Origin of the sequence: Brevundimonas sp. UBA6550 (assembly GCF_002434505.1) — a bacterium.
Taxonomy (GTDB): Bacteria; Pseudomonadota; Alphaproteobacteria; order Caulobacterales; family Caulobacteraceae; genus Brevundimonas.
The window spans coordinates 1-17862 of the sequence record NZ_DJKE01000009.1 but is presented as its reverse complement, the minus strand read 5'-3'; the positions used below and the strand labels follow the sequence as shown (position 1 = coordinate 17862).

Annotated in this window: 20 protein-coding genes and 1 tRNA gene; 7 read left to right on the top strand and 14 right to left on the bottom strand. The window is 67.5% G+C overall.

Annotation, left to right across the window (positions count from 1 at the left end):
- The first annotated feature begins 39 nt into the window (after positions 1–39).
- The 4 genes from B3Z70_RS12205 (at position 40) to B3Z70_RS12190 (ending at position 5825) form a co-directional block, all read left to right on the top strand.
- A complete protein-coding gene (locus B3Z70_RS12205; protein ID WP_292021128.1) occupies positions 40–588 on the top strand; it encodes an FKBP-type peptidyl-prolyl cis-trans isomerase in 549 nt (182 codons plus the stop codon).
- A gap of 132 nt (positions 589–720) precedes the next feature.
- Positions 721–1329 (top strand): hypothetical protein, encoded by a 609-nt coding sequence (locus B3Z70_RS12200; RefSeq protein WP_292021130.1) that lies wholly within the window; start codon positions 721–723, stop codon positions 1327–1329.
- Positions 1330–1651: 322 nt separating this feature from the next.
- Complete coding sequence (locus B3Z70_RS12195; protein ID WP_292021132.1) at positions 1652–3607, top strand: M61 family metallopeptidase; 1956 nt, start codon at positions 1652–1654, stop codon at positions 3605–3607.
- Positions 3608–3836: 229 nt separating this feature from the next.
- Positions 3837–5825 carry a M61 family metallopeptidase gene (locus tag B3Z70_RS12190; RefSeq protein WP_292021134.1) on the top strand — a complete coding sequence of 663 codons (1989 nt, stop codon included), beginning with the start codon at positions 3837–3839 and terminating at the stop codon, positions 5823–5825.
- Between the two features lie 50 nt (positions 5826–5875).
- Here the strand turns inward: B3Z70_RS12190 and B3Z70_RS12185 are convergent, their stop codons facing one another.
- Positions 5876–6556 carry a type 1 glutamine amidotransferase domain-containing protein gene (locus B3Z70_RS12185; RefSeq protein ID WP_292021137.1) on the bottom strand — a complete coding sequence of 227 codons (681 nt, stop codon included), beginning with the start codon at positions 6554–6556 and terminating at the stop codon, positions 5876–5878.
- A gap of 120 nt (positions 6557–6676) precedes the next feature.
- Here B3Z70_RS12185 and B3Z70_RS12180 point away from each other — a divergent pair, with 120 nt between their 5' ends.
- Entirely contained in the window at positions 6677–7594 is a 918-nt protein-coding gene (locus B3Z70_RS12180) for an alpha/beta hydrolase family esterase (RefSeq protein ID WP_292021139.1), read from the top strand.
- Between the two features lie 147 nt (positions 7595–7741).
- On the opposite strand, the gene rplL is transcribed toward B3Z70_RS12180, so the two are convergent.
- Positions 7742–8125, bottom strand: a complete 384-nt coding sequence (gene rplL / locus B3Z70_RS12175; protein WP_292021141.1) for a 50S ribosomal protein L7/L12 — start codon at positions 8123–8125, stop codon at positions 7742–7744.
- Positions 8126–8187: 62 nt separating this feature from the next.
- On the bottom strand, positions 8188–8703 hold the full coding sequence (gene rplJ / locus B3Z70_RS12170) for a 50S ribosomal protein L10 (RefSeq protein WP_292021143.1): 516 nt from the start codon (positions 8701–8703) through the stop codon (positions 8188–8190).
- A 317-nt stretch (positions 8704–9020) separates the two neighbouring features.
- Here rplJ and B3Z70_RS12165 point away from each other — a divergent pair, with 317 nt between their 5' ends.
- Positions 9021–9728, top strand: a complete 708-nt coding sequence (locus B3Z70_RS12165; RefSeq protein ID WP_292021145.1) for a glutathione S-transferase — start codon at positions 9021–9023, stop codon at positions 9726–9728.
- 3 nt (positions 9729–9731) lie between these two features.
- On the opposite strand, the gene B3Z70_RS12160 is transcribed toward B3Z70_RS12165, so the two are convergent.
- The 4 genes from B3Z70_RS12160 to B3Z70_RS12145 all read right to left on the bottom strand — a co-directional run bounded on the left by B3Z70_RS12160 (position 9732) and on the right by B3Z70_RS12145 (position 12541).
- The gene (locus tag B3Z70_RS12160) at positions 9732–10301 is read right to left on the bottom strand and encodes a DUF2059 domain-containing protein (protein ID WP_292021147.1); all 570 of its coding nucleotides are present in this window, start codon (positions 10299–10301) and stop codon (positions 9732–9734) included.
- A gap of 69 nt (positions 10302–10370) precedes the next feature.
- Complete coding sequence (locus B3Z70_RS12155) at positions 10371–10823, bottom strand: NUDIX hydrolase (protein ID WP_292021149.1); 453 nt, start codon at positions 10821–10823, stop codon at positions 10371–10373.
- 139 nt (positions 10824–10962) lie between these two features.
- The gene (locus B3Z70_RS12150) at positions 10963–12042 is read right to left on the bottom strand and encodes an AI-2E family transporter (RefSeq protein WP_292021151.1); all 1080 of its coding nucleotides are present in this window, start codon (positions 12040–12042) and stop codon (positions 10963–10965) included.
- Positions 12043–12124: 82 nt separating this feature from the next.
- Positions 12125–12541 (bottom strand): winged helix-turn-helix transcriptional regulator, encoded by a 417-nt coding sequence (locus tag B3Z70_RS12145; protein ID WP_292021153.1) that lies wholly within the window; start codon positions 12539–12541, stop codon positions 12125–12127.
- A gap of 53 nt (positions 12542–12594) precedes the next feature.
- Here B3Z70_RS12145 and B3Z70_RS12140 point away from each other — a divergent pair, with 53 nt between their 5' ends.
- Positions 12595–13203 (top strand): NAD(P)-dependent oxidoreductase, encoded by a 609-nt coding sequence (locus B3Z70_RS12140; protein ID WP_292021155.1) that lies wholly within the window; start codon positions 12595–12597, stop codon positions 13201–13203.
- An 88-nt stretch (positions 13204–13291) separates the two neighbouring features.
- Here the strand turns inward: B3Z70_RS12140 and rplA are convergent, their stop codons facing one another.
- The 7 genes from rplA to B3Z70_RS12105 all read right to left on the bottom strand — a co-directional run bounded on the left by rplA (position 13292) and on the right by B3Z70_RS12105 (position 17488).
- Positions 13292–13981, bottom strand: a complete 690-nt coding sequence (gene rplA / locus B3Z70_RS12135; protein ID WP_292021157.1) for a 50S ribosomal protein L1 — start codon at positions 13979–13981, stop codon at positions 13292–13294.
- A gap of 3 nt (positions 13982–13984) precedes the next feature.
- A complete protein-coding gene (gene rplK / locus B3Z70_RS12130; RefSeq protein WP_292021159.1) occupies positions 13985–14416 on the bottom strand; it encodes a 50S ribosomal protein L11 in 432 nt (143 codons plus the stop codon).
- A gap of 362 nt (positions 14417–14778) precedes the next feature.
- Positions 14779–15354, bottom strand: coding sequence for a transcription termination/antitermination protein NusG (gene nusG / locus B3Z70_RS12125; RefSeq protein ID WP_017506694.1), 576 nt, complete (start codon positions 15352–15354; stop codon positions 14779–14781).
- A 13-nt stretch (positions 15355–15367) separates the two neighbouring features.
- Positions 15368–15667 (bottom strand): preprotein translocase subunit SecE, encoded by a 300-nt coding sequence (gene secE, locus B3Z70_RS12120; RefSeq protein WP_292021161.1) that lies wholly within the window; start codon positions 15665–15667, stop codon positions 15368–15370.
- A 70-nt stretch (positions 15668–15737) separates the two neighbouring features.
- Positions 15738–15813: transfer RNA gene (locus tag B3Z70_RS12115), tRNA-Trp, on the bottom strand.
- Between the two features lie 109 nt (positions 15814–15922).
- Positions 15923–17257, bottom strand: a complete 1335-nt coding sequence (locus B3Z70_RS12110) for a hemolysin family protein (RefSeq protein WP_292021162.1) — start codon at positions 17255–17257, stop codon at positions 15923–15925.
- 96 nt (positions 17258–17353) lie between these two features.
- Complete coding sequence (locus B3Z70_RS12105; protein ID WP_292045663.1) at positions 17354–17488, bottom strand: hypothetical protein; 135 nt, start codon at positions 17486–17488, stop codon at positions 17354–17356.
- Positions 17489–17862: the final 374 nt, after the last annotated feature.

The window sequence follows — 17862 nt, the reverse complement described above, 5'->3', positions numbered from 1 at the left end:
CGCATTGCCGCCTTCATCGACCTCCTCTAGCGTCGCCATATGACTCGCATCGCCCTGCCCCTGCTCGCCGTCCTCGCCCTGTCCGCCTGCGCCACGCGCCAGCCGGTGACCTATGCCGAGACGGCGTCCGCCGCCGCTCGCGCCGCCGCCCAGGTTCAGGGCGAGGCCGGACTGACGGCCCAGCAGTTGTGGGACCAGGGCAATGCCGACTATCTGGCCTGGAACGGCGCCCGGCGCGGCTGGACCACGACCGAGAGCGGCCTGCAATACCGCCGCGTGGGCAAGGCCCATCCCGACGGCGCCCAGCCTTCCGGCTCAGACACGGTCAAGGTCCACTATCGCGGCACATTCATCGACGGGCGCGAGTTCGACAGCTCCTACTCTCGCAACGAACCGGCCGAATTCCCGCTGAACCGCGTCATCAAGGGCTGGACCGAGGGCGTGGCCCTGATGCACGTCGGCGAGATCTACGAGTTCGTCATTCCCGCCTCCCTGGCCTATGGCTCGCGCTGGGTCGGCGGCGACGAACTGCCGCCCAACTCCACCCTGCGGTTCTCGGTCGAACTGTTGGAGGTCAAGCCCGGCTGAACCCTGAAATAGGATGGCCGGCGCCCGCCTGCCATCCTATTTGCGGACGACGCGGCCCGTGTTTTCAATGCCTTGCAAGCCGCCAGCGTCATTCTTCCGGCCATAGGAAGCGGCGCGCGCATCATGGTCGGCATGACCGATCACATCCGCCGACTGCCCGATTCCCCGCCCCCGCCTCAAACGCGCCGTTCGGCCGAGACCTGGGCCGCCGCGCGCGCGGACTATCTCGCCGGCGGTTCCGCCTCCGAGGTGTGCGAGCGCCACAGCCTGCCGCTGTCCACCTTCCGCTGGCGCGCGCAACAGGAAGGCTGGCGCAGGCTGGATCAGCCTGCGGCGGCCCCTTTCCACGTCAGCGACGATCCGGGCGACTATCGCAACTGGATGCCCGCATCCGCGCCGATGGACGACGCCCCCGCTGACGGCGATGCGCCGCTTGATCCGGCGTCGTTCCCGGCCGACGCGACGCCCCTAACCTCCTCCTCGCAGGACCAGGACGGCGACGACGGCCTGCCCGCAGCGGCCGATCTGTGCGAGAAGGCCTGGTGGAACGCCGCCCGCGCCATCCGTCAGGGTCGCATGATCGAGGCGCGCGGCTGGACCCGTCTGCACAAGGAACTGGCGGCCATCGCCCATGATCGCGACGGCGATCGGATGCGGCGCCTCAACGACAAGATCGGCCGGGACCTGGCGGACCTGAAGGCCTCGATCGGCGCCATGCGCGCGGCCCCGAAGGACCTCTAGGACCAATCGACATTCAGTCGGTAGAAATCCTGGATCGTCATTCCGGGGCGTCCGAAGGACGAACCCGGAACCCAGGAGGTTCGCATCCGGCATCGGACGCGTCCAGCGATGTGGCTGTAGCCCTGGGTTCCGGGTTCATCGCTTCGCTCAGCCCCGGAATGACGGTTGGGGCTTAATGTCGATTAAACCTAGCCCGTCGGTGAAAGTTGGACTCTTGGACTCGTTGGACTGTTTTTTCGGGAGTCCAAGTTCAGCGCCGCTTGACGACCCCGCCCCTGCGGCGGACTGTCGCGCCTCCCCGGTAAGGCTTTGAGAGTCCGTGATGATCCCCACCCGTCTGCGCGCCGCCAGCCTCGCCCTTCTGCTCGTCACGGCCTCCCCCGCCGCCCTGGCGCAGCAGGCCTCGACCTACGCTCCCGCCCTGCCCGCGCCCCTGCCGCCGATCCCGGACGCCCAGGACGTGGCCTATCCCGGCGTGATCGCGCTGGACGTCGACGCCACCAACCTGTCGCAGCGCATCTTCTCCGTGACCGAGACCATTCCCGTCACCCAGGCCGGGCCGATGGTGCTGTATTTCCCCGAATGGCTACCCGGCAACCACGGCCCGGTCGGCCCCATCCCCCAGCTTGCAGGCATCGAGATCACCGCCGCCGGCCAGCGCGTGGAATGGGTGCGCGACACCCTTCGCCCCTTCGCCTACCACGTCGTGGTTCCCGCCGGCGCGACCGCGCTTGAGGTGAAGCTGCAGCACCTGTCGCCGACCGCCGGCGCTCAAGGGCGCATCACCATGACGCCCGAGATGCTGAACCTTCAGTGGGAGAAGATGCTGCTCTATCCGGCCGGTCACTGGTCGCGCAACATCATGGTCCAGCCCACCGTCAAACTCCCGACCGGCTGGCGGTTCGGCACGGCGCTGGAGCCGCTGGAAAAGAACGGCGACGTCCAGACCTTCAAGCCGGTCAATCTGGAAGTCCTGATCGACAGCCCCGTCTTCGCCGGCGTCCACTATCGCCAGATCGACCTCGATCCCGGGGGCCGCTCGCCCGTGCGGGCCAACATCGTCGCCGACGAGGCCGACAGCCTGAACGCCACGGACGAGCAGATCCAGATACTGCGCAATCTGGTGACCCAAATGGACCGCCTCTATGGCGCGCGTCACTTCGACCACTACGACTTCCTGATCGCCATGACCGACAGGCTGGGCGGCATCGGGCTGGAGCATCACCGCAGTTCCGAGAACTCGGTCGATCCCGCCTTCTTCACCGGCTGGGCCACGCACCTGTCCGACCGCGACCTGCTCAGCCACGAGATGAACCACTCCTGGGACGGCAAATGGCGCCGCCCCGCCGACCAGTATGTGCCCAACTTCAACTCGCCCCTGCAGAACAGCCTGCTGTGGGTCTATGAGGGCCAGACCCAGTACTACGGCCAGGTCATCGCCGCCCGTTCGGGCCTTCTCAGCACGCAACAGGCGATGGACGCCCTGGCCCTGACGGCGGCGACCTATGACACGCGCGTCGGCCGTCAGTGGCGCGCCCTTCAGGACACCACCAACGATCCGATCATCAGCCAACGCCAGGCCAAGGGCTGGCTGTCGTGGCAGCGCGACGAGGACTACTATTCCGAGGGCCAGCTGATCTGGCTCGACGTCGACACCCTGATCCGGGAGAAGACGAACGGCAGGAAATCGCTCGACGACTTCGCCCGCGCCTTCTACGGCGTCCAGGACGGCAGCTATGCGCCCGTCCCCTATACGTTCGAGGACGTGGTCGCGGCCCTGAACGGCGTGGTCGCCAACGACTGGGCGACCTTCCTGCGCACCCGTCTGGACGCGGATGGTCCCAACGCCCGCGCCCCGCTGGACGGCCTGGCGCGCGGCGGCTGGCGCCTGGCCTTCGCCGACAAGCCCACCGACTATATGAAGACCCTGTATGCAGAGCTGAAGCGCAACGACTTCACCTATTCCCTGGGCTTCCAGACCGGCGAGGCCAACAAGATCCGCAGCGTCCAGTGGGACAGCCCGGCATTCAAGGCGGGCCTGGCCGTGGGCATGGAGATCGTCGCCGTCGACGGCGCGGCCGCCACCCCCGACCGCCTCGCCGAAGCGATCACCGCTGCGAAAGATCCCGCGACGCCCGTCACCCTGATCGTCAAGGACGACGACCAGTACCGGACCGTCGCCTTCGACTATCACGACGGCCTGCGCTACCCCCGCCTGGAACGGATCGAGGGAACCCCCGACCGCCTCGGCGACATTCTGACGCCAAGACGGCGCTAGGCAGCAGAGACACGTCTCCTCCCCACGCGTGGGGAGGGGGACCACGAAGTGGTGGAGGGGCTCTTCACGCCCCACGGACACCTGCGATGCGTCGCAGAACCCCTCCGTCACGGCGCGAAGGCGCGCCGCGCCACCTCCCCATTTCATGGGGAGGAGACAGAACGCCACGCTTGACGCATCGCCCCCCGCCCCCGACGGTGCGGCTTCCCCCGCCGACCCGGATGACCTGATGCCGCGTACCCGCCTGACCGCCGCCTGTTTCGCCGTCCTGATGACGGCCGCCGCCGCCCCGGCCCCCGTCCTGGCGCAGTCCCAGACCTTCCGGTCCACCCCGGTCATCACCGACGCGACCCAGGCGCCGCTGGCCCTGCCCCGCGCCCAGCCGGCCATCCCAGCGCCGCAGGACAAGCCCTATCCCGGCGTGATCCAGCACCGCGCCGACATCACCGATCTGGACCGCCGCATCATCCGGGTGCGCCAGACCATCCCGGTCGCCGCCGCCGGTCCGCTGACCCTGCTCTATCCGAAATTCCTGCCCGGCAACCACGCCGCCACCGGCCCGATCCAGCTGCTGTCCGGCCTGACCGTCACCGCCAATGGCCAGCGGATCGAGTGGCTGCGCGACACGCTGGACCCCTACGCCTTCCATCTCGACATCCCGGCGGGCGTGACCAGCATCGAGGTCGCGTTCCAGCAGTTGACCCAGCCCGACAGCTCGAACTGGCGCGTGCTGATGACCCCGGCCATGGTCAATCTGCAGTGGGAGAAGGCCATCCTCTATCCCGCCGGCTATTTCAGCCGCCAGATCCAGGTCGCCCCCTCGGTCGTCCTGCCCGCCGGCTGGAAATACGGCACGGCCTTGACCACGGCGTCCCAGGACGGCGACGTGGCGACCTTCGCCCCCACCGACCTCTACACCCTGATCGACAGCCCCATCTTCGCCGGCGCCCACTATCGCCGCGTGGACATCGACCCCAGCGGCGACCGCGTTCATCTGAACATCCTGGCCGACGAGGCCAAGGGCCTGGCCGCCACCGACGAGCAGCTGAAGCTGTTCGAGAACATGGTCCAGCAGGCCGACCGCCTGTTCGGCGCCCGCCACTTCGACCGCTACGAGTTCCTGTTCGCCCTGACCGACCAGATGGGCGGCATCGGGCTGGAGCATCACCGCTCGTCCGAGAACACCGGCGCCCCCGACTTCTTCACCAACTGGGCCAAGAGCGCCGGCGACCGGGGCCTCCTGCCCCACGAATACACCCACTCCTGGAACGGCAAGTTCATGCGCCCGGCGGACGAGTTGACCGCCAACCACAACGTCCCGACCCAGAACACGCTTCTGTGGGTCTATGAAGGCCAGACCGAATACTGGGGCGACGTGCTGGCCGCCCGCGCCGGCCTGCATTCCAAGGGCGTGGCCCTGGCCACCCTGGCCAATGTGGCGGCCTTCTACGACCAGCAGCCGGGCCGCCAGTGGCGCGCGCTTCAGGACACCAACAACCACAACCTGCTGGGCTACCGCGTGACGGGCCAGTATCCGTCATGGATGCGCGGCACCGGCGACTATTACCGCGAAAGCCTGCTGGTCTGGCTGGACGCCGACACCCTGATCCGCGAGGGCACGAACGGCAGGAGGTCCCTCGACGACTTCGCCCGGGGCTTCTTCGGCCACGACGACGGCCAATGGGCGCCTCAGGGCTACACCTTCCAGGACGTGGTCGCGGCCCTGAACGCCGTCTATCCGCACGACTGGGCCGCCTTCCTGCGCAGCCGCCTCGACGCCGTCGGCCCCGACGCCCGCGCGCCGCTGGACGGCCTGGCCCGCGCCGGCTGGCGCCTGACCTACACCGACACCCCCAACGCCGACGAAAAGGCGGTCCAGACCGGCTGGGCCAACGACTTCCAGTATTCGCTGGGCTTCACCCTGTCGGGCGACAAGCTGACCAACATCCGCTGGGGCGGCCCCGCCTTCGAACAAGGCGTCGGCGCGGGCTGGAGCCTGGTCGCCGTCAACGGCAAGGCCGCCTCGGCCGAGGTCCTGCGCGAGGCCGTCACCGCCGCCAAGGGGACCGACGCCCCCCTCGACCTGCTGCTGAAATCCGGCGACCGCTTCCGCACCGTCGCCTTCGCCTATCACGACGGCCTGCGCTATCCGCGCCTGGAACGGATCGAGGGAACCCCCGACCGCCTGTCCGACATCCTCGCGCCCCGACGGCGCTGAGGCCGACCAGCCCGTCTCCTCCCCGCAAGGCGGGGAGGAGACTTCAGGTTCTACCCCTTCAGCAATCCCAACAACGCCTCTGCCGCCGCGCGCGACGACCCCGGGTTCTGGCCGGTCACCAGCTTGCCGTCGGTCAGGACGTGAGACCCCCAGTCCGGCCCCTTGGAATAGTCGCCGCCATTGGCGATCAGCACATTCTCGACCAGGAACGGCACAACGTCGGTCAGGCCCACGGCGTCCTCTTCGGAGTTGGTGAAGCCCGTCACCTTGCGGCCTTCGACCAACGGCTTGCCGTCCGGCCCGTTCACCGACTTCAGCACGCCCGGCGCATGGCAGACGAACCCGGTCGGCTTGTCCGCCTTGGCGAAGGCCTCGATCAGGGCGATGGAGTCCGCGTCATTGGCCAGGTCCCACAGCGGGCCGTGACCGCCCGGATAGAAGACGGCGTCGAAATCTTCGGCCTTCACCGACGACAGGACGACGGTCGCGGCCAGGGCGGCTTGCGCCTCGGCGTCGGCCTTGAAGCGGCGCGTGTCCTCGGTCTGGGCGTCGGCGTCGTCGCTCTTGGGGTCCAGCGGGGGCTGTCCGCCCTTGGGCGAGGCCAGCACGATCTCCGCGCCCGCATCCTTCAGCGCATAGTAGGGCGCGGCCAGTTCTTCCAGCCAAAAGCCGGTCTTCTTGCCCGTGTCGCCGAGTTGATCGTGCGACGTCAGCACCAGCAGGATTTTCATGAAACAGGTTCCGTCTCTTGGGGCGTCCACAGATGGGAAGGCGGCCCGCCCGCCTCAAGGCTGGCCTGCGCGCGCGAAACGTCCCAACCTGCGCGCTGCAGTCACCAAGGGCGAACCCCGATGAAACGTCTGATCGGCCTGATCGCGGCCCTCGTCGGCCTTTGCCTGTTCGGCCAGACCGCCCAGGCGGCCGCGCCGTGCGGCCTGGGCCAGCCGGGCCAGACCCAGGCCGTCGCCATCGGCGGATCGGGTCGGACCCTGCTGCTGCACATCCCGGCCGGTTTCGACCCCGCCCGCCCCGCGCCGCTGGTCTTCCTGCTGCACGGCAGCGGCGGCACGGGCGCGTCCATGCTGGCCTCGTCCCGGCTGGCCGAGGCGGCGGACAGGCACGGCTTCATCGTCGCCGCTCCCGACGCCGGCATCCCGGTCGAGCGGGGCTTCGTCTGGAACATCCCCGGCGTGCCGACCATCACCGGCGCCGTGCCCGGCCCCGGCGACGCCGACGACGTGGCCTATCTGACGACAGCCATCCGCTATCTGGCGGCCCGGGGCTGCGTCGACGACAGCCGCGTCTATGCGACGGGCCTGTCGGGCGGCGGGCGGATGGCGTCCTGGCTGGGGTGCGTCGCCGCCGATCGCTTCGCCGCCATCGCCCCCGTCGTCGGCCTGCGCGCCGGCAATCCCAGGAAGGACCGGCCGGACGAACCCGACCCCGCCACCTGCCGTCCCTCGCGCCCCATGCCGGTCATCGCCTTCGCCGGCGACGCGGATGCGACCAATCCGATCCAGGGCGGCGGCGCGGGCTACTGGAGCTACACCATGCACGCCGCCGAACAGCGCTGGGCCCAGCTGAACGGCTGCACCCAGGTGCGCGACACCCGCTGGATCGCCGACAAGGTCTATGAGGAAGGCTACGCCGCCTGCCGCGACGGCGCGGACGTGGTGGGCCGCATCACCACAGGCGGCGGCCACAGCTGGGTCGCCGACAACGACGCCCTGTGGGCCTTCTTCGCCGCCCGCACTCGACCGCAGAAGTGAGATGACGCAAGGGCGGCGCCTCGCTCCACCGCCAACCGACGAGCCACCCCACCGGCCTCAAGCAGCGCTGCGCGCGGTAGGCCCAAAAGAAAAGACCCGGCGGTTTCCCGCCGGGCCTTTCCGATATCAGCAGAGCTGAGACCCAGATTACTTGATCTGGACCTTGGCGCCGGCTTCCGTCAGCTTCTTGGCGACTTCGTCGGCGGCTTGCTTGGAGACGTTCTCGACGACGTTCTGCGGAGCGCCTTCGACCAGGTCCTTGGCTTCCTTCAGACCCAGGTCCGAACGGACGCCGCGGACTTCCTTGATCACGTTGATCTTCTTGTCGCCGCCGTCGATCAGGACGACGGTGAATTCGGTTTGCTCTTCGGCGGCTTCAGCCGGAGCGCCGCCGCCGGCGGCCGGAGCAGCCATGGCGACCGGAGCAGCGGCGCTGACGCCCCACTTTTCTTCCAGCAGCTTGGAGAGTTCAGCGGCTTCCAGAACGGTAAGCGCGGACAGGTCTTCGACGATCTTGGCGAGGTCGGCCATTGTCAGTTTTCCTTCGGAGGATGAGGTTTAGAGAGTGATGCAGAGATGAAAGGCGGGGCCGCTTACGCGGCTTCCTTGGTGGCGTAGGCGTTGAACACGCGGGCCAGCTGACCGGCGGGTGCTTGCAGCACGCCGGCGATACGGGTCGCAGGCGCGTTGAGCAGGCCGATGAGTTGACCGCGAACTTCGTCCAGCGTCGGGAGCTTCGAGAGAGCCTCGACACCCTTCTGATCGACGACGGTTTCGCCCATGAAGCCGCCGATGATCTTGAAGCGATCATTGGCCTTGGCGAACTCGGTGGCGACCTTGGCGGCCGTACCGGGGTTCTCGGAGTAGGCGATGCCCACCGGGCCCTTGAACAGGCCGTGGTAGTCGCTGCCTTCTTCGGCTTCGAGCGCCTTCAGCGCCAGGCGGTTCTTGACCACCTTGAACGCGCCGCCTTCTTTGCGAAGGCGACCACGCAGGTCTTCCATTTCCGCAACGGTCAGACCCAGGTTGTGGGTCACGACCACGCTGCCGGCCTCGGCGAACACGCCCTTCAGCGTTTCGATAGACTCGGCTTTTTGAGCGCGATCCATTGCGGTCTCCAGTCTTGGTATTCGCCGCCGGGCTTATTCCCGACGACGGATTGGCCAAAGCGCGCCGCATCGCTGCGAAACGTCGGGCCGGTCGTATTGTCCGAAGGATGCGTCTGACGGCGTCCGTCCCGGAATGCGGGCTGACATCGGCAAGGTCGCGTCCCCATCTCCCCACGGCGTCAGAGGGCTCTCTGACAGTTACGGCCTGGGTGACCCCCACGCCCCGAAGTTCTCGGACAGGACCGTCAGAAGATGAACCTCCAACGGGAAGCGGCGCTCTTACAGCGGCACCGACAGGAAATCAAGGAGCGGATCGCATGGCCTACGAACTCTATTACTGGCCCACCATCCAGGGCCGCGGCGAATTCGTGCGTCTGGCGTTCGAGGCCGCCGGCGCCGACTATGTCGACGTTTCGCGCCAGGACGACGGGGCGGCCATGACGGCCCTGATAAAGGACGCCGCCACGCCGTCCTTCGCCCCGCCCTTCGTTCGCCTGGGCGGCCGCACCATCGGTCAGGTCGCGGCCATCCTGTCCTGGCTGGGGCCGCAACTGGGCCTCAGCCCCGACGGCGACAGCGACCGGGCCTGGCTGAACCAGATCCAGCTGACCCTGGCCGATCTGGTGGCCGAGGCGCACGACACCCACCACCCGGTCGATCTGATGGCCTATTACGACGATCAGAAGCCCGAGGCCGCCCGCCGCGCCGAGGGCTTTCGCACGGCGCGCATCGCCAAGTTCCTGACCTGGGCCGAGACGGTTCTGACCCGCAACCCGCACGGCGCCGACGGCATGGTCGGCGACCGCCTGACCTATGCCGACCTGTCGCTGTTCCAGGTGGTCGAGGGTCTGACCTACGCCTTCCCCAAGGCGGCGGGCCGCGTTCTGGCGACGACGCCAAAGGTGGTCGCCGTGCGCGACCGCGTCGCCGCCCTGCCCCGCATCGCCGCCTATCTGGCCAGCGACCGCCGCATCCCCTTCAACGAGGACGGCATCTTCCGCCGCTATCCCGAACTGGACGGCTAGGCCTCAGCGCCTGGACTTGGCGGCCGTCTCCGTATCTTCGCCGCAGTCGAACCGGGCGCAGTATTTGCTTTCGAACTCGGCCATAAAGCTGGTCAGCACGCTGTCCTGCGCTTCCTGCAACGCCACGCCCAACGACAGCGTCTTGGCCGCAACCGCACGACCCGCCGGCGTGCGGTAGAATTCGATCTGAGCGCGAAGCTCTTCCTCGGTGTAGATGGTCGCATAGACCGGAACCATTTCCTCCATCACGCGAACCAGCATGCGCGACATCATCGGCGGCATGTTGGCGCGAACCCAGGCCGATTCCTCCCCCGCCTTGTCGCCGATGCCGTTCATCTGGGCGACCATGGTGCGCTCGAACTCCTTGGCGAAGTTCGGGCCGACGGACAGGCCGATCAGTTCGCGCGCCAGGTCGCTGCGGCGCGCCACGGCCGCATCGTAAGGCGCCGGCTCGACGCGCGTGACGACGACGGTCTCATTCTGCGATCGCGCCTGAGCCTGGACGCCCGCAGCGACCGCCGCCGCAGCCAAGCCGGACGCCAGTCCCAGCGCGAGATTTCTTAGTATGGTCATGACAGCCTCCCGCCCGTCTTATCGCGGGCGCGCATCCGGGCTGACCAGCGCAAATCGACCGGCGGTTGTCTAATCGTCCAGGGGCGTGGCGTCGAAGTCGCGGATCAGGGCGGCCAGGTCCGGCTCATGCACCAGGCTCGCCGCCTCGTTCAGGCTCATCCAGCGGCGCTCGCGCTGATGCGCCTCGGGCCAGGCGCCCATCTGGATCAGCACCTCCAGCGGATAGACCGAGACCACGCATTGGCGCACCCCGCCGTCCTTCATCCCCTTGGCGTAGCGGAAGACGCCGATGGACTGGCTGTCGATGTCGCCCTTGACCCCCGCCTCCTCCATCGCCTCCTGGGCGGCGGCCTCGGGATCGGTCTTGCCCACCATCCGCCCGCCCTTGGGGATGACCCAGCGACGGGTCTCGCGCGAGGTGATCATCAGGATGCGCCGCTGGCCGTTCTCCAGCCGCCAGGGCAAGGCCGCCACCTGGCGGGTCTCGGACCGGGCCGTGCGTTTGGAGCCGACGCGGGCCAAGATCAGGCCCCGCCGCCGTGCGGATTGGATCGGTCTGCTCGGGTCACGTCCTTGCTCCTCGACGGCGGCGGCCGTTCGGCGCGCTCTCGAAACGGGATCGCGCCGGCTGCGTCAAGTTGTCAGCGCACGGACGAGCGGATTATTTCTGTCCCGGCGCCTTGGCGTCGGGATCGTGCAGCACGTCCTGACGATACAGCATCGTGACCAGCGTGTGCAGCACCAGGGCCAGCGGCGTGGCGAACAGCACCCCCAGCGGCCCGAACAGGGTGCCTATCCCCACCACGGCGAAGATGCCCAGCACGACCGGCAGATTGGCCACGTTCTTCTGCACCATCGGGGTGATGAAGTTGCTCTCCAGCTGGGAGATGATGACGTGGACCAGCACGGCCAGCAGCGCCGTCTCCCACCCTTGGGTCGCCGCCACCAGCACCGAGGGAATGGTCGAGACGATCGGCCCGACGATAGGCACGAACTGCGCCAGCCCCGTCAGCAGCCCCAGCCCCAGCGCCGACGGCACGCCGATGATGGCCAGGCCGATCCCGGTCAGGGTGCCGACCAGAACCATGGAGAACAGCTGCGCCTTCAGCCAGCCCTTCAGCGCCGTGCCGCAGGCGTTCAGCACCTCGCGCATCCGGGCGCGCCTGCTCATGGGCAGGATCGACAGCAGCCCCTCTCGCGACTTGGCGGGTTCGATGGCCAGGAACACGCCCGCCACGATCACCAGCACCAGCGTCGTCACGCCCGAGGCGAAGCCCAGGGCGAACTTCTGCGCCACCTGCAGGGCCTCGCCCGCGCGGCTGCCCAGGTTCTGCAGCTGCTCCAGCACCTGCGCGGCATAGGGCTGGGCCTCGATCCAGGTCTGCACCTGGGCCCAGCCCTGGGGCACGATGGCGGCCAAGGCGTTCACCTGGTCCGCGATCTGGGCGCCGAACAGGGCCAGCACCCCGGCCAGCACCGCCACCACGATCAGCAGCGACAGGAACACCGCCAGCGGGTCCGGCGCCTTCAGCCAGCGCACGATGGGATCGGCCAGGGCCCGCAGGATCACCGCCACCACGATGGCGCCGAAGATCAGCAGCCACAGGGTCTGCAGCGTCACCACCAGCTGGACGACGAAATAGCCGGCCACCAGCACGATCGCCCCGAACGCCAGCCGCCCCTTCCAGGGATCGCCGCCCATCACGGGCTTGTCGCCCCTCAACTTCGCCAAACCGAACATATCGCCCCCTTCAAGGTCGCGACAGGAACGCGGGTGGAGCGTGGCCGTTCGCCGGCCGCGATAAAAAAGCCGGAGACGCCGCTCAGTGGGTCTCCGGGGATCGCCGGTCGTAATCGGCCTGGGCCGCAGCAACATCGGGCATCCGCGTCTCGGCCCAGTCGATCATCGACTGCATGGCGGCCATCAGCGTCATCCCCAGCGGCGTCACCGCATAGGTCACCGACACCGGCACGGTGGCCACGACCGAGCGCGACACCAGCCCGTCGCGCTCCAGCGATTTCAGCGTCTGGCTCAGCATCTTCTGCGACACCCCGTCCACCCGCTGCTTCAGCGCGTTGAACCGGATCGGCCCCTGCCCCAGCACGATCAGGACCAGGGTGCTCCACTTGTCCGCGATCCGGTCCAGCAGTTGGCGGGTCGGACAGTCGGCGGCGAAGACGTCGCCGCGCATCCAGGTTTCGTCCAGGTGACCAGGTGAGGAAAAGGTGCCGTCTTGCATGGTCGCCTTCCATACCGCACCTGGTATCCATTGGAAACCAACAGGAGCCTTCCATGAAAGTCGCAGTCCTCGGCGCCAGCGGCCGCGCCGGATCGGAGATTACCAAGGAGCTGGCCTCTCGCGGCCATTCGGTCACGGCCATCGCCCGCAAGCCCGACGCCATTCCCGCCGCGTCCGGCGTCACTCCCGTCGCCGGCGACGCCTCCGATCCGGCCGCCCTGGCCGATCTGATCAAGGGGTCGGACGCGGTCATCAGCGCCCTTCACTTCGACGTGCCCGCCGAAACCCTGCTCGGCGCGCTGAAGACCGCCGGCGTTCCGCGCCTGCTCGTCACCGGCGGCGCCGCCAGCCTGGAGGTCGCGCCCGGCGTCCTGCTGTTCGACACGCCCCAGTTCCCGGCCGAATGGAAGCCCATCGCCAAGGGCGGCCTGACCTTCCTGGACGACCTGCGCCACGAGAAGGAGATCGACTGGACCTTCTTCTCCCCCGCCGCCCTGATCGAGGAAGGCCCCCGCACCGGCGCCTATCGCACCGGCGGCGACCAGCTGGTCGTGGACGCAAACGGCGACAGCCGGATCAGCTTCGCCGACTACGCCATCGCCATGGTCGACGAGCTGGAGCAGCACCGCCACAGCCGCGCCCGCTTCACCGCCGCCTACTGACCACGAAAAAGGCCCCGGAGATCGCTCTCCGGGGCCTTCATCTTTTCAACCCGTCGCGACGCGCGGAGCGCGCCGCAGCTTGAGCCTATCAGGCGCCCAGCGAGGCCGGGTCGACCTTGAAGCCCGGGCCCATCGTGGTCGACAGGCTGATGCGCTTCACATAGGTGCCCTTGGCGCCCGACGGCTTGGACCGCACCAGGGCGTCCACGATAGCCTTCACGTTGGCTTCCAGGGCGTCCTGGGTGAAGGACACCTTGCCGATGCCGGCGTGGACGATGCCCGCCTTCTCGACGCGGAACTCCACGGCGCCGCCCTTGGCGTCCTTGACGGCCTGGGCCACGTTCGGGGTCACGGTGCCGACCTTGGGGTTCGGCATCAGGCCGCGCGGGCCCAGCACCTTACCCAGACGGCCGACCAGGGCCATCATGTCCGGCGACGCGATCACGCGGTCGAACTCCATGAAGCCTCCGGCGATCTTCTCGTACAGATCCTCGGCGCCGACGTGTTCGGCGCCGGCTGCGATGGCTTCGGCGGCCTTGGCGTCCTTGGCGAAGACGGCGACGCGAACGTCACGGCCCGTGCCCGAAGGCAGGTTCACCACGCCGCGGACCTGTTGGTCGGCGTGACGCGGATCGACGCCCAGGTTGACGGCGATTTCCAGGGATTCGTCGAACTTCGACTTGGCGTTTTCCTTGGCCAGCTTGATGGCGTCGGAGAAGGGCAGCAGGTCTTGGGTGACGCCGGTGCGGGCCTTTTGAGCCTTGGTTTGCTTAGCCATGGATTAGCCCTCCACCACTTCCAGGCCCATCGCGCGGGCGGAGCCTTCGATGATCTTGGCCGCCGCGTCGATGTCGTTGGCGTTCAGATCCTTCATCTTCTTCTCGGCGATCTCGCGCAGTTGCGTCTGCGTGATCTTGCCGGCGACTTCACGGCCGACCAGCTTGGAGCCCGACTTCAGGCCGGTGGCCTGCTTCAGGTACCAGGTCGCCGGGGGCGTCTTGGTGATGAAGGTGAACGACTTGTCCTGATAGACGGTGATGACGGTCGGAAGCGGGGTGCCCTTGGCTTCCTTCTCGGTGCGTGCGTTGAACTCCTTGCAGAAGCCCATGATGTTCACGCCGCGTTGACCCAGAGCCGGGCCGATCGGGGGCGAAGGCGTGGCCGAACCGGCCGGCACTTGCAGCTTGATATAGCCGAGAATCTTCTTGGCCATTGGTCTCTCCTATGAATGACCCGACGAACGAACGCAGGGCCGGTGAGCCGTGGTCCGGCATGGCTGCCTCCCACGGATTTGCCGCTCCACGAACCAAGGCCCGCCGAGCGAAGGCGCGCGTGTAACAGAGGGGGACGGGAAAGGCAACGCGGCTGACGCGCAACCCTCCCCCGCTTCGTCATCCTCGGGCTTGACCCGAGGACCGGATCGTCCGCCGCATTGCGTCTGGGGCGACACACAGCCCGATCCGCGTCCGATCCTCGGGTCAAGCTCGAGGATGACGGTGTTGGAACGTCATCACCCGAAACGAAAAAGCCGCGCCCTCTCGGACGCGGCTTCAAATCCTCGTCGGTGCGCCGGCCTCAACCCGCGACCTTCTCCACCTGGGCGTATTCCAGTTCGACCGGCGTGGCGCGGCCGAAGATCGACACGGCGACGCGCAGGCGGGCGTGTTCCTCATCCACGCTCTCGACCGAGCCGTCGAAGCTGGCGAACGGGCCGTCGATGACCTTGACCTTCTCGCCGATGTCGAAGCGGATCGTGGGCTTGGGACGCTCGACGCCCTCTTCCACGGCGCCGATGATGTTCTGAACTTCACGTTCCGAGACCGGCAGCGGCTTGGTGCCGCCGGCCGCGCCCAGGAAGCCGGTGACCTTCGGCGTGTTCTTGACCAGGTGATAGGCTTGGTCGGTCATTTCCATCTTCACCAGCACATAGCCGGGGAAGAATTTGCGCTCGGAGTTCACCTTGCGGCCGCGACGGATCTCGACGACGTCCTCGGTCGGAACCAGGATTTCGGAGAAGGCGTCTTCCAGGCCCTGCTGTTTGGCCTGATCGCGCAGCTGCTCGGCGACCTTCTTCTCGAAGTTCGAATAGGCGTTGACGATGTACCACTTGTGGCGCGGATTGGCGGGCTTTGCGGGCGCTGCATCGGTCATGGGCGCGTCTTTCTCAGGATCCGAGAGCGATGATGTAGCGGAAGGCGTAACCCAGGCCGGTGTCCACGATCCAGAAGAAGATCGAGGCGATCAGCACCATGATGAAGACCATCACCGAGGTGATCCAGGTCTCCTTGCGGCTGGGCCACACGATCTTGCGACCCTCGGCGCGGACCTGGCTGATGAACTGGCCAGGGCTGGTGCGGGGCTTCTTGGGCTCGGGCGAATCGACCGTGATGGCGGCGGCGGCCGCAGCGACCTGGGGCTTTGCATTGCCTTGCGGCCGCTTGCCGGGAGTTTTGGCCTTGGCCATCAGTTGCTCTTCACACAATTGTTCCTGTCGCCCCAGATGGGAAGTCCCATCCGGAAGCGACAGGGGGGATTGGCAGGAGTTGAGGGACTCGAACCCACGACCCCCGGTTTTGGAGACCGGTGCTCTACCAGCTGAGCTAAACTCCTAGACAATCGCGCGAACCGTCCGGCCCGCGCGTTCGCCAGAGGGGGGCGTATGCCCCACACCGCCCGCCATTTCAAGGGCGATGTGACGCTATCCCCGCCAATGCGACAGCTAGTCTTCCAGATGGGCCGCCACGGCGTCGCGCTCGTCCTGGGCCTTGATCAGTTCCTTGAAGATCAGCTTGTCGATGCGACGATCGTCCATGTCCACGACCTCCACTTCGAATCGCCCGACCTGAAGGATTTCGCCCTCGTCCGGCACGCGCGAGATCTGGTGCAGGATCAGGCCGGCCACGGTGTGGAAGCCTTCATGCTCGCCGAAGTCCTCGCCTAGGGTGTCGGCCAGGTCGTCCAGGTCCGTCTGGCCGTCCACCAGCCAGCTGCCGTCGGCGCGCTGGTGGATCCAGGCCTGTTCCTCGTCATGCCCCTCGTCGAAGTCGCCGGCGATCATCTCCAGGATGTCGGTGGCGGTCACCACGCCTTCGAAGGCGCCGTATTCGTCGACGATGAAGGCCATGTGGACCCGCGACCCCTTCAGGATCTCCAGCGCCTTCAGCACCGAGGTCGACTGCGGGATGAAGGCGGGTTCGGCGACCAGCGGCTCGACGTCGATCTTGCCCGTGGTCAACAGGGCGTCCAGCAGGTCCTTCTTGTGCACCAGGCCCAGCGGATTATCGACGTCGTTCTCGCGCGCCACCACGATGCGCGAATAGGGGCAGGTGCGGATTTCCTCGCGGACCACTTCTTCAGGGTCGTCCAGGGCGATCCAGAACACTTCGTGGCGCGGCGTCATGGCCACCCGCACCGGACGGTCGCCCAGGCGCATGATCTCCTCGATCATCTCCTGCTCTTCCGGCTCGATCAGACCGGCCGAGGTGCCTTCGGCCAGGATGGTGGCGACCTCTTCCTGGGTCACGTCCGAGCCGTCGCGGTCCTTGACGCCCAGCAGTTTCAATATGCCCGAGGTCGAAGCGGTCAGCAGCAGCACGAACGGCTTCAGCACGATCGCCAGGCTGGAGATCGGCCCCGCCATCTTGGACGCCACCGTCTCGGGGAAGATCAGCGCCAGGCGCTTGGGCACCAGTTCGCCGATGATCAGCGAGACATAGGTGATGCACACGACCACCAGGGCCGTGGCGAAGAATTCGGTATAGGCGGCCAGCGCCGGGAAGGCTACTTCCAGAATCCGATCCAGCTCGCCCGCGATGGTCGCCTGACCATAGGCGCCCGCCAGAATGCCGATCAGGGTGATGCCGACCTGAACGGCCGACAGGAACTGCGTCGGCTCCTCCGACAGCTTCAGCGCCGCCCTGGCTCCCCGATCTCCCCTTTCCGCCCGCGCCTGGAGTTTTGACCGTCGGGAAGAAACGACCGCCAATTCGGTCATGGCGAACAAGCCGTTGAGCACCACCAGGAGCAGAACGACGGCAATAGCGATGAGTAACATCTAGGGGTTTTTGGAGACCAACGCGGCGCAACATTCGGCGTCCGCGGCGCTACATTAGGGCAGGAAGGCGGCCAGCGCCACGTTTTCCTTCGCCCCTCAGCCCGTCCGCCCCGCCTCGACCGAGCCATAAGCCCCCGAAACGGGCCGCCCGTCGGCATCATACTGCGTGGCGCAGGCGCTCATGCCGATCACGATGCCGATGAAAAGACCCAGTCGAATGGCGCGTCGCATGTGGTTACCGAAAGGTTAACGTCCGTCTCCGAACGTAAACCCGGCTTTGCGGTTGCAGGCAAGGCCGCTCCCTCGCCAGACGAAACACGCGCGCCCTCTCCCGTCTCCCGCCTTCCGCCTTCCGCCTTCCGCCTTCCGCCTTCCCCACCTCCCCCGTCATCCTCGGGCTCGACCCGAGGATCGGATGCGGATCGGGCTGTGCGCCCCCTCCGACGCAAGGCGGCCCGACGCCCGGCCCTCGGGTCGAGCCCGAGGGTGACGGCATGGGGTGTCCGTCGCCCCAAAGCAAAAGCGGCCCCCGGATCGCTCCGGGGGCCGCTCTGTACGCTACTCAAGTCAGCCCGAAGGCCGGGTCGTGTCGTCGATTACTCGAC

Coding starts and splice junctions, on each gene's coding strand:
- B3Z70_RS12145 (WP_292021153.1), bottom strand. CDS start 12,541: ATGCAAGACGGCACCTTTTCCTCACCTGGTCACCTGGACGAAACCTGG.
- B3Z70_RS12110 (WP_292021162.1), bottom strand. CDS start 17,257: ATGTTACTCATCGCTATTGCCGTCGTTCTGCTCCTGGTGGTGCTCAAC.
- B3Z70_RS12185 (WP_292021137.1), bottom strand. CDS start 6,556: ATGAAAATCCTGCTGGTGCTGACGTCGCACGATCAACTCGGCGACACG.
- rplJ (WP_292021143.1), bottom strand. CDS start 8,703: ATGGATCGCGCTCAAAAAGCCGAGTCTATCGAAACGCTGAAGGGCGTG.
- B3Z70_RS12105 (WP_292045663.1), bottom strand. CDS start 17,488: ATGCGACGCGCCATTCGACTGGGTCTTTTCATCGGCATCGTGATCGGC.
- rplK (WP_292021159.1), bottom strand. CDS start 14,416: ATGGCCAAGAAGATTCTCGGCTATATCAAGCTGCAAGTGCCGGCCGGT.
- B3Z70_RS12165 (WP_292021145.1), top strand. CDS start 9,021: ATGGCCTACGAACTCTATTACTGGCCCACCATCCAGGGCCGCGGCGAA.
- B3Z70_RS12190 (WP_292021134.1), top strand. CDS start 3,837: ATGCCGCGTACCCGCCTGACCGCCGCCTGTTTCGCCGTCCTGATGACG.
- B3Z70_RS12160 (WP_292021147.1), bottom strand. CDS start 10,301: ATGACCATACTAAGAAATCTCGCGCTGGGACTGGCGTCCGGCTTGGCT.
- B3Z70_RS12205 (WP_292021128.1), top strand. CDS start 40: ATGACTCGCATCGCCCTGCCCCTGCTCGCCGTCCTCGCCCTGTCCGCC.
- rplL (WP_292021141.1), bottom strand. CDS start 8,125: ATGGCCGACCTCGCCAAGATCGTCGAAGACCTGTCCGCGCTTACCGTT.
- B3Z70_RS12195 (WP_292021132.1), top strand. CDS start 1,652: ATGATCCCCACCCGTCTGCGCGCCGCCAGCCTCGCCCTTCTGCTCGTC.
- nusG (WP_017506694.1), bottom strand. CDS start 15,354: ATGACCGATGCAGCGCCCGCAAAGCCCGCCAATCCGCGCCACAAGTGG.
- rplA (WP_292021157.1), bottom strand. CDS start 13,981: ATGGCTAAGCAAACCAAGGCTCAAAAGGCCCGCACCGGCGTCACCCAA.
- B3Z70_RS12150 (WP_292021151.1), bottom strand. CDS start 12,042: ATGTTCGGTTTGGCGAAGTTGAGGGGCGACAAGCCCGTGATGGGCGGC.
- B3Z70_RS12140 (WP_292021155.1), top strand. CDS start 12,595: ATGAAAGTCGCAGTCCTCGGCGCCAGCGGCCGCGCCGGATCGGAGATT.
- B3Z70_RS12180 (WP_292021139.1), top strand. CDS start 6,677: ATGAAACGTCTGATCGGCCTGATCGCGGCCCTCGTCGGCCTTTGCCTG.
- secE (WP_292021161.1), bottom strand. CDS start 15,667: ATGGCCAAGGCCAAAACTCCCGGCAAGCGGCCGCAAGGCAATGCAAAG.
- B3Z70_RS12200 (WP_292021130.1), top strand. CDS start 721: ATGACCGATCACATCCGCCGACTGCCCGATTCCCCGCCCCCGCCTCAA.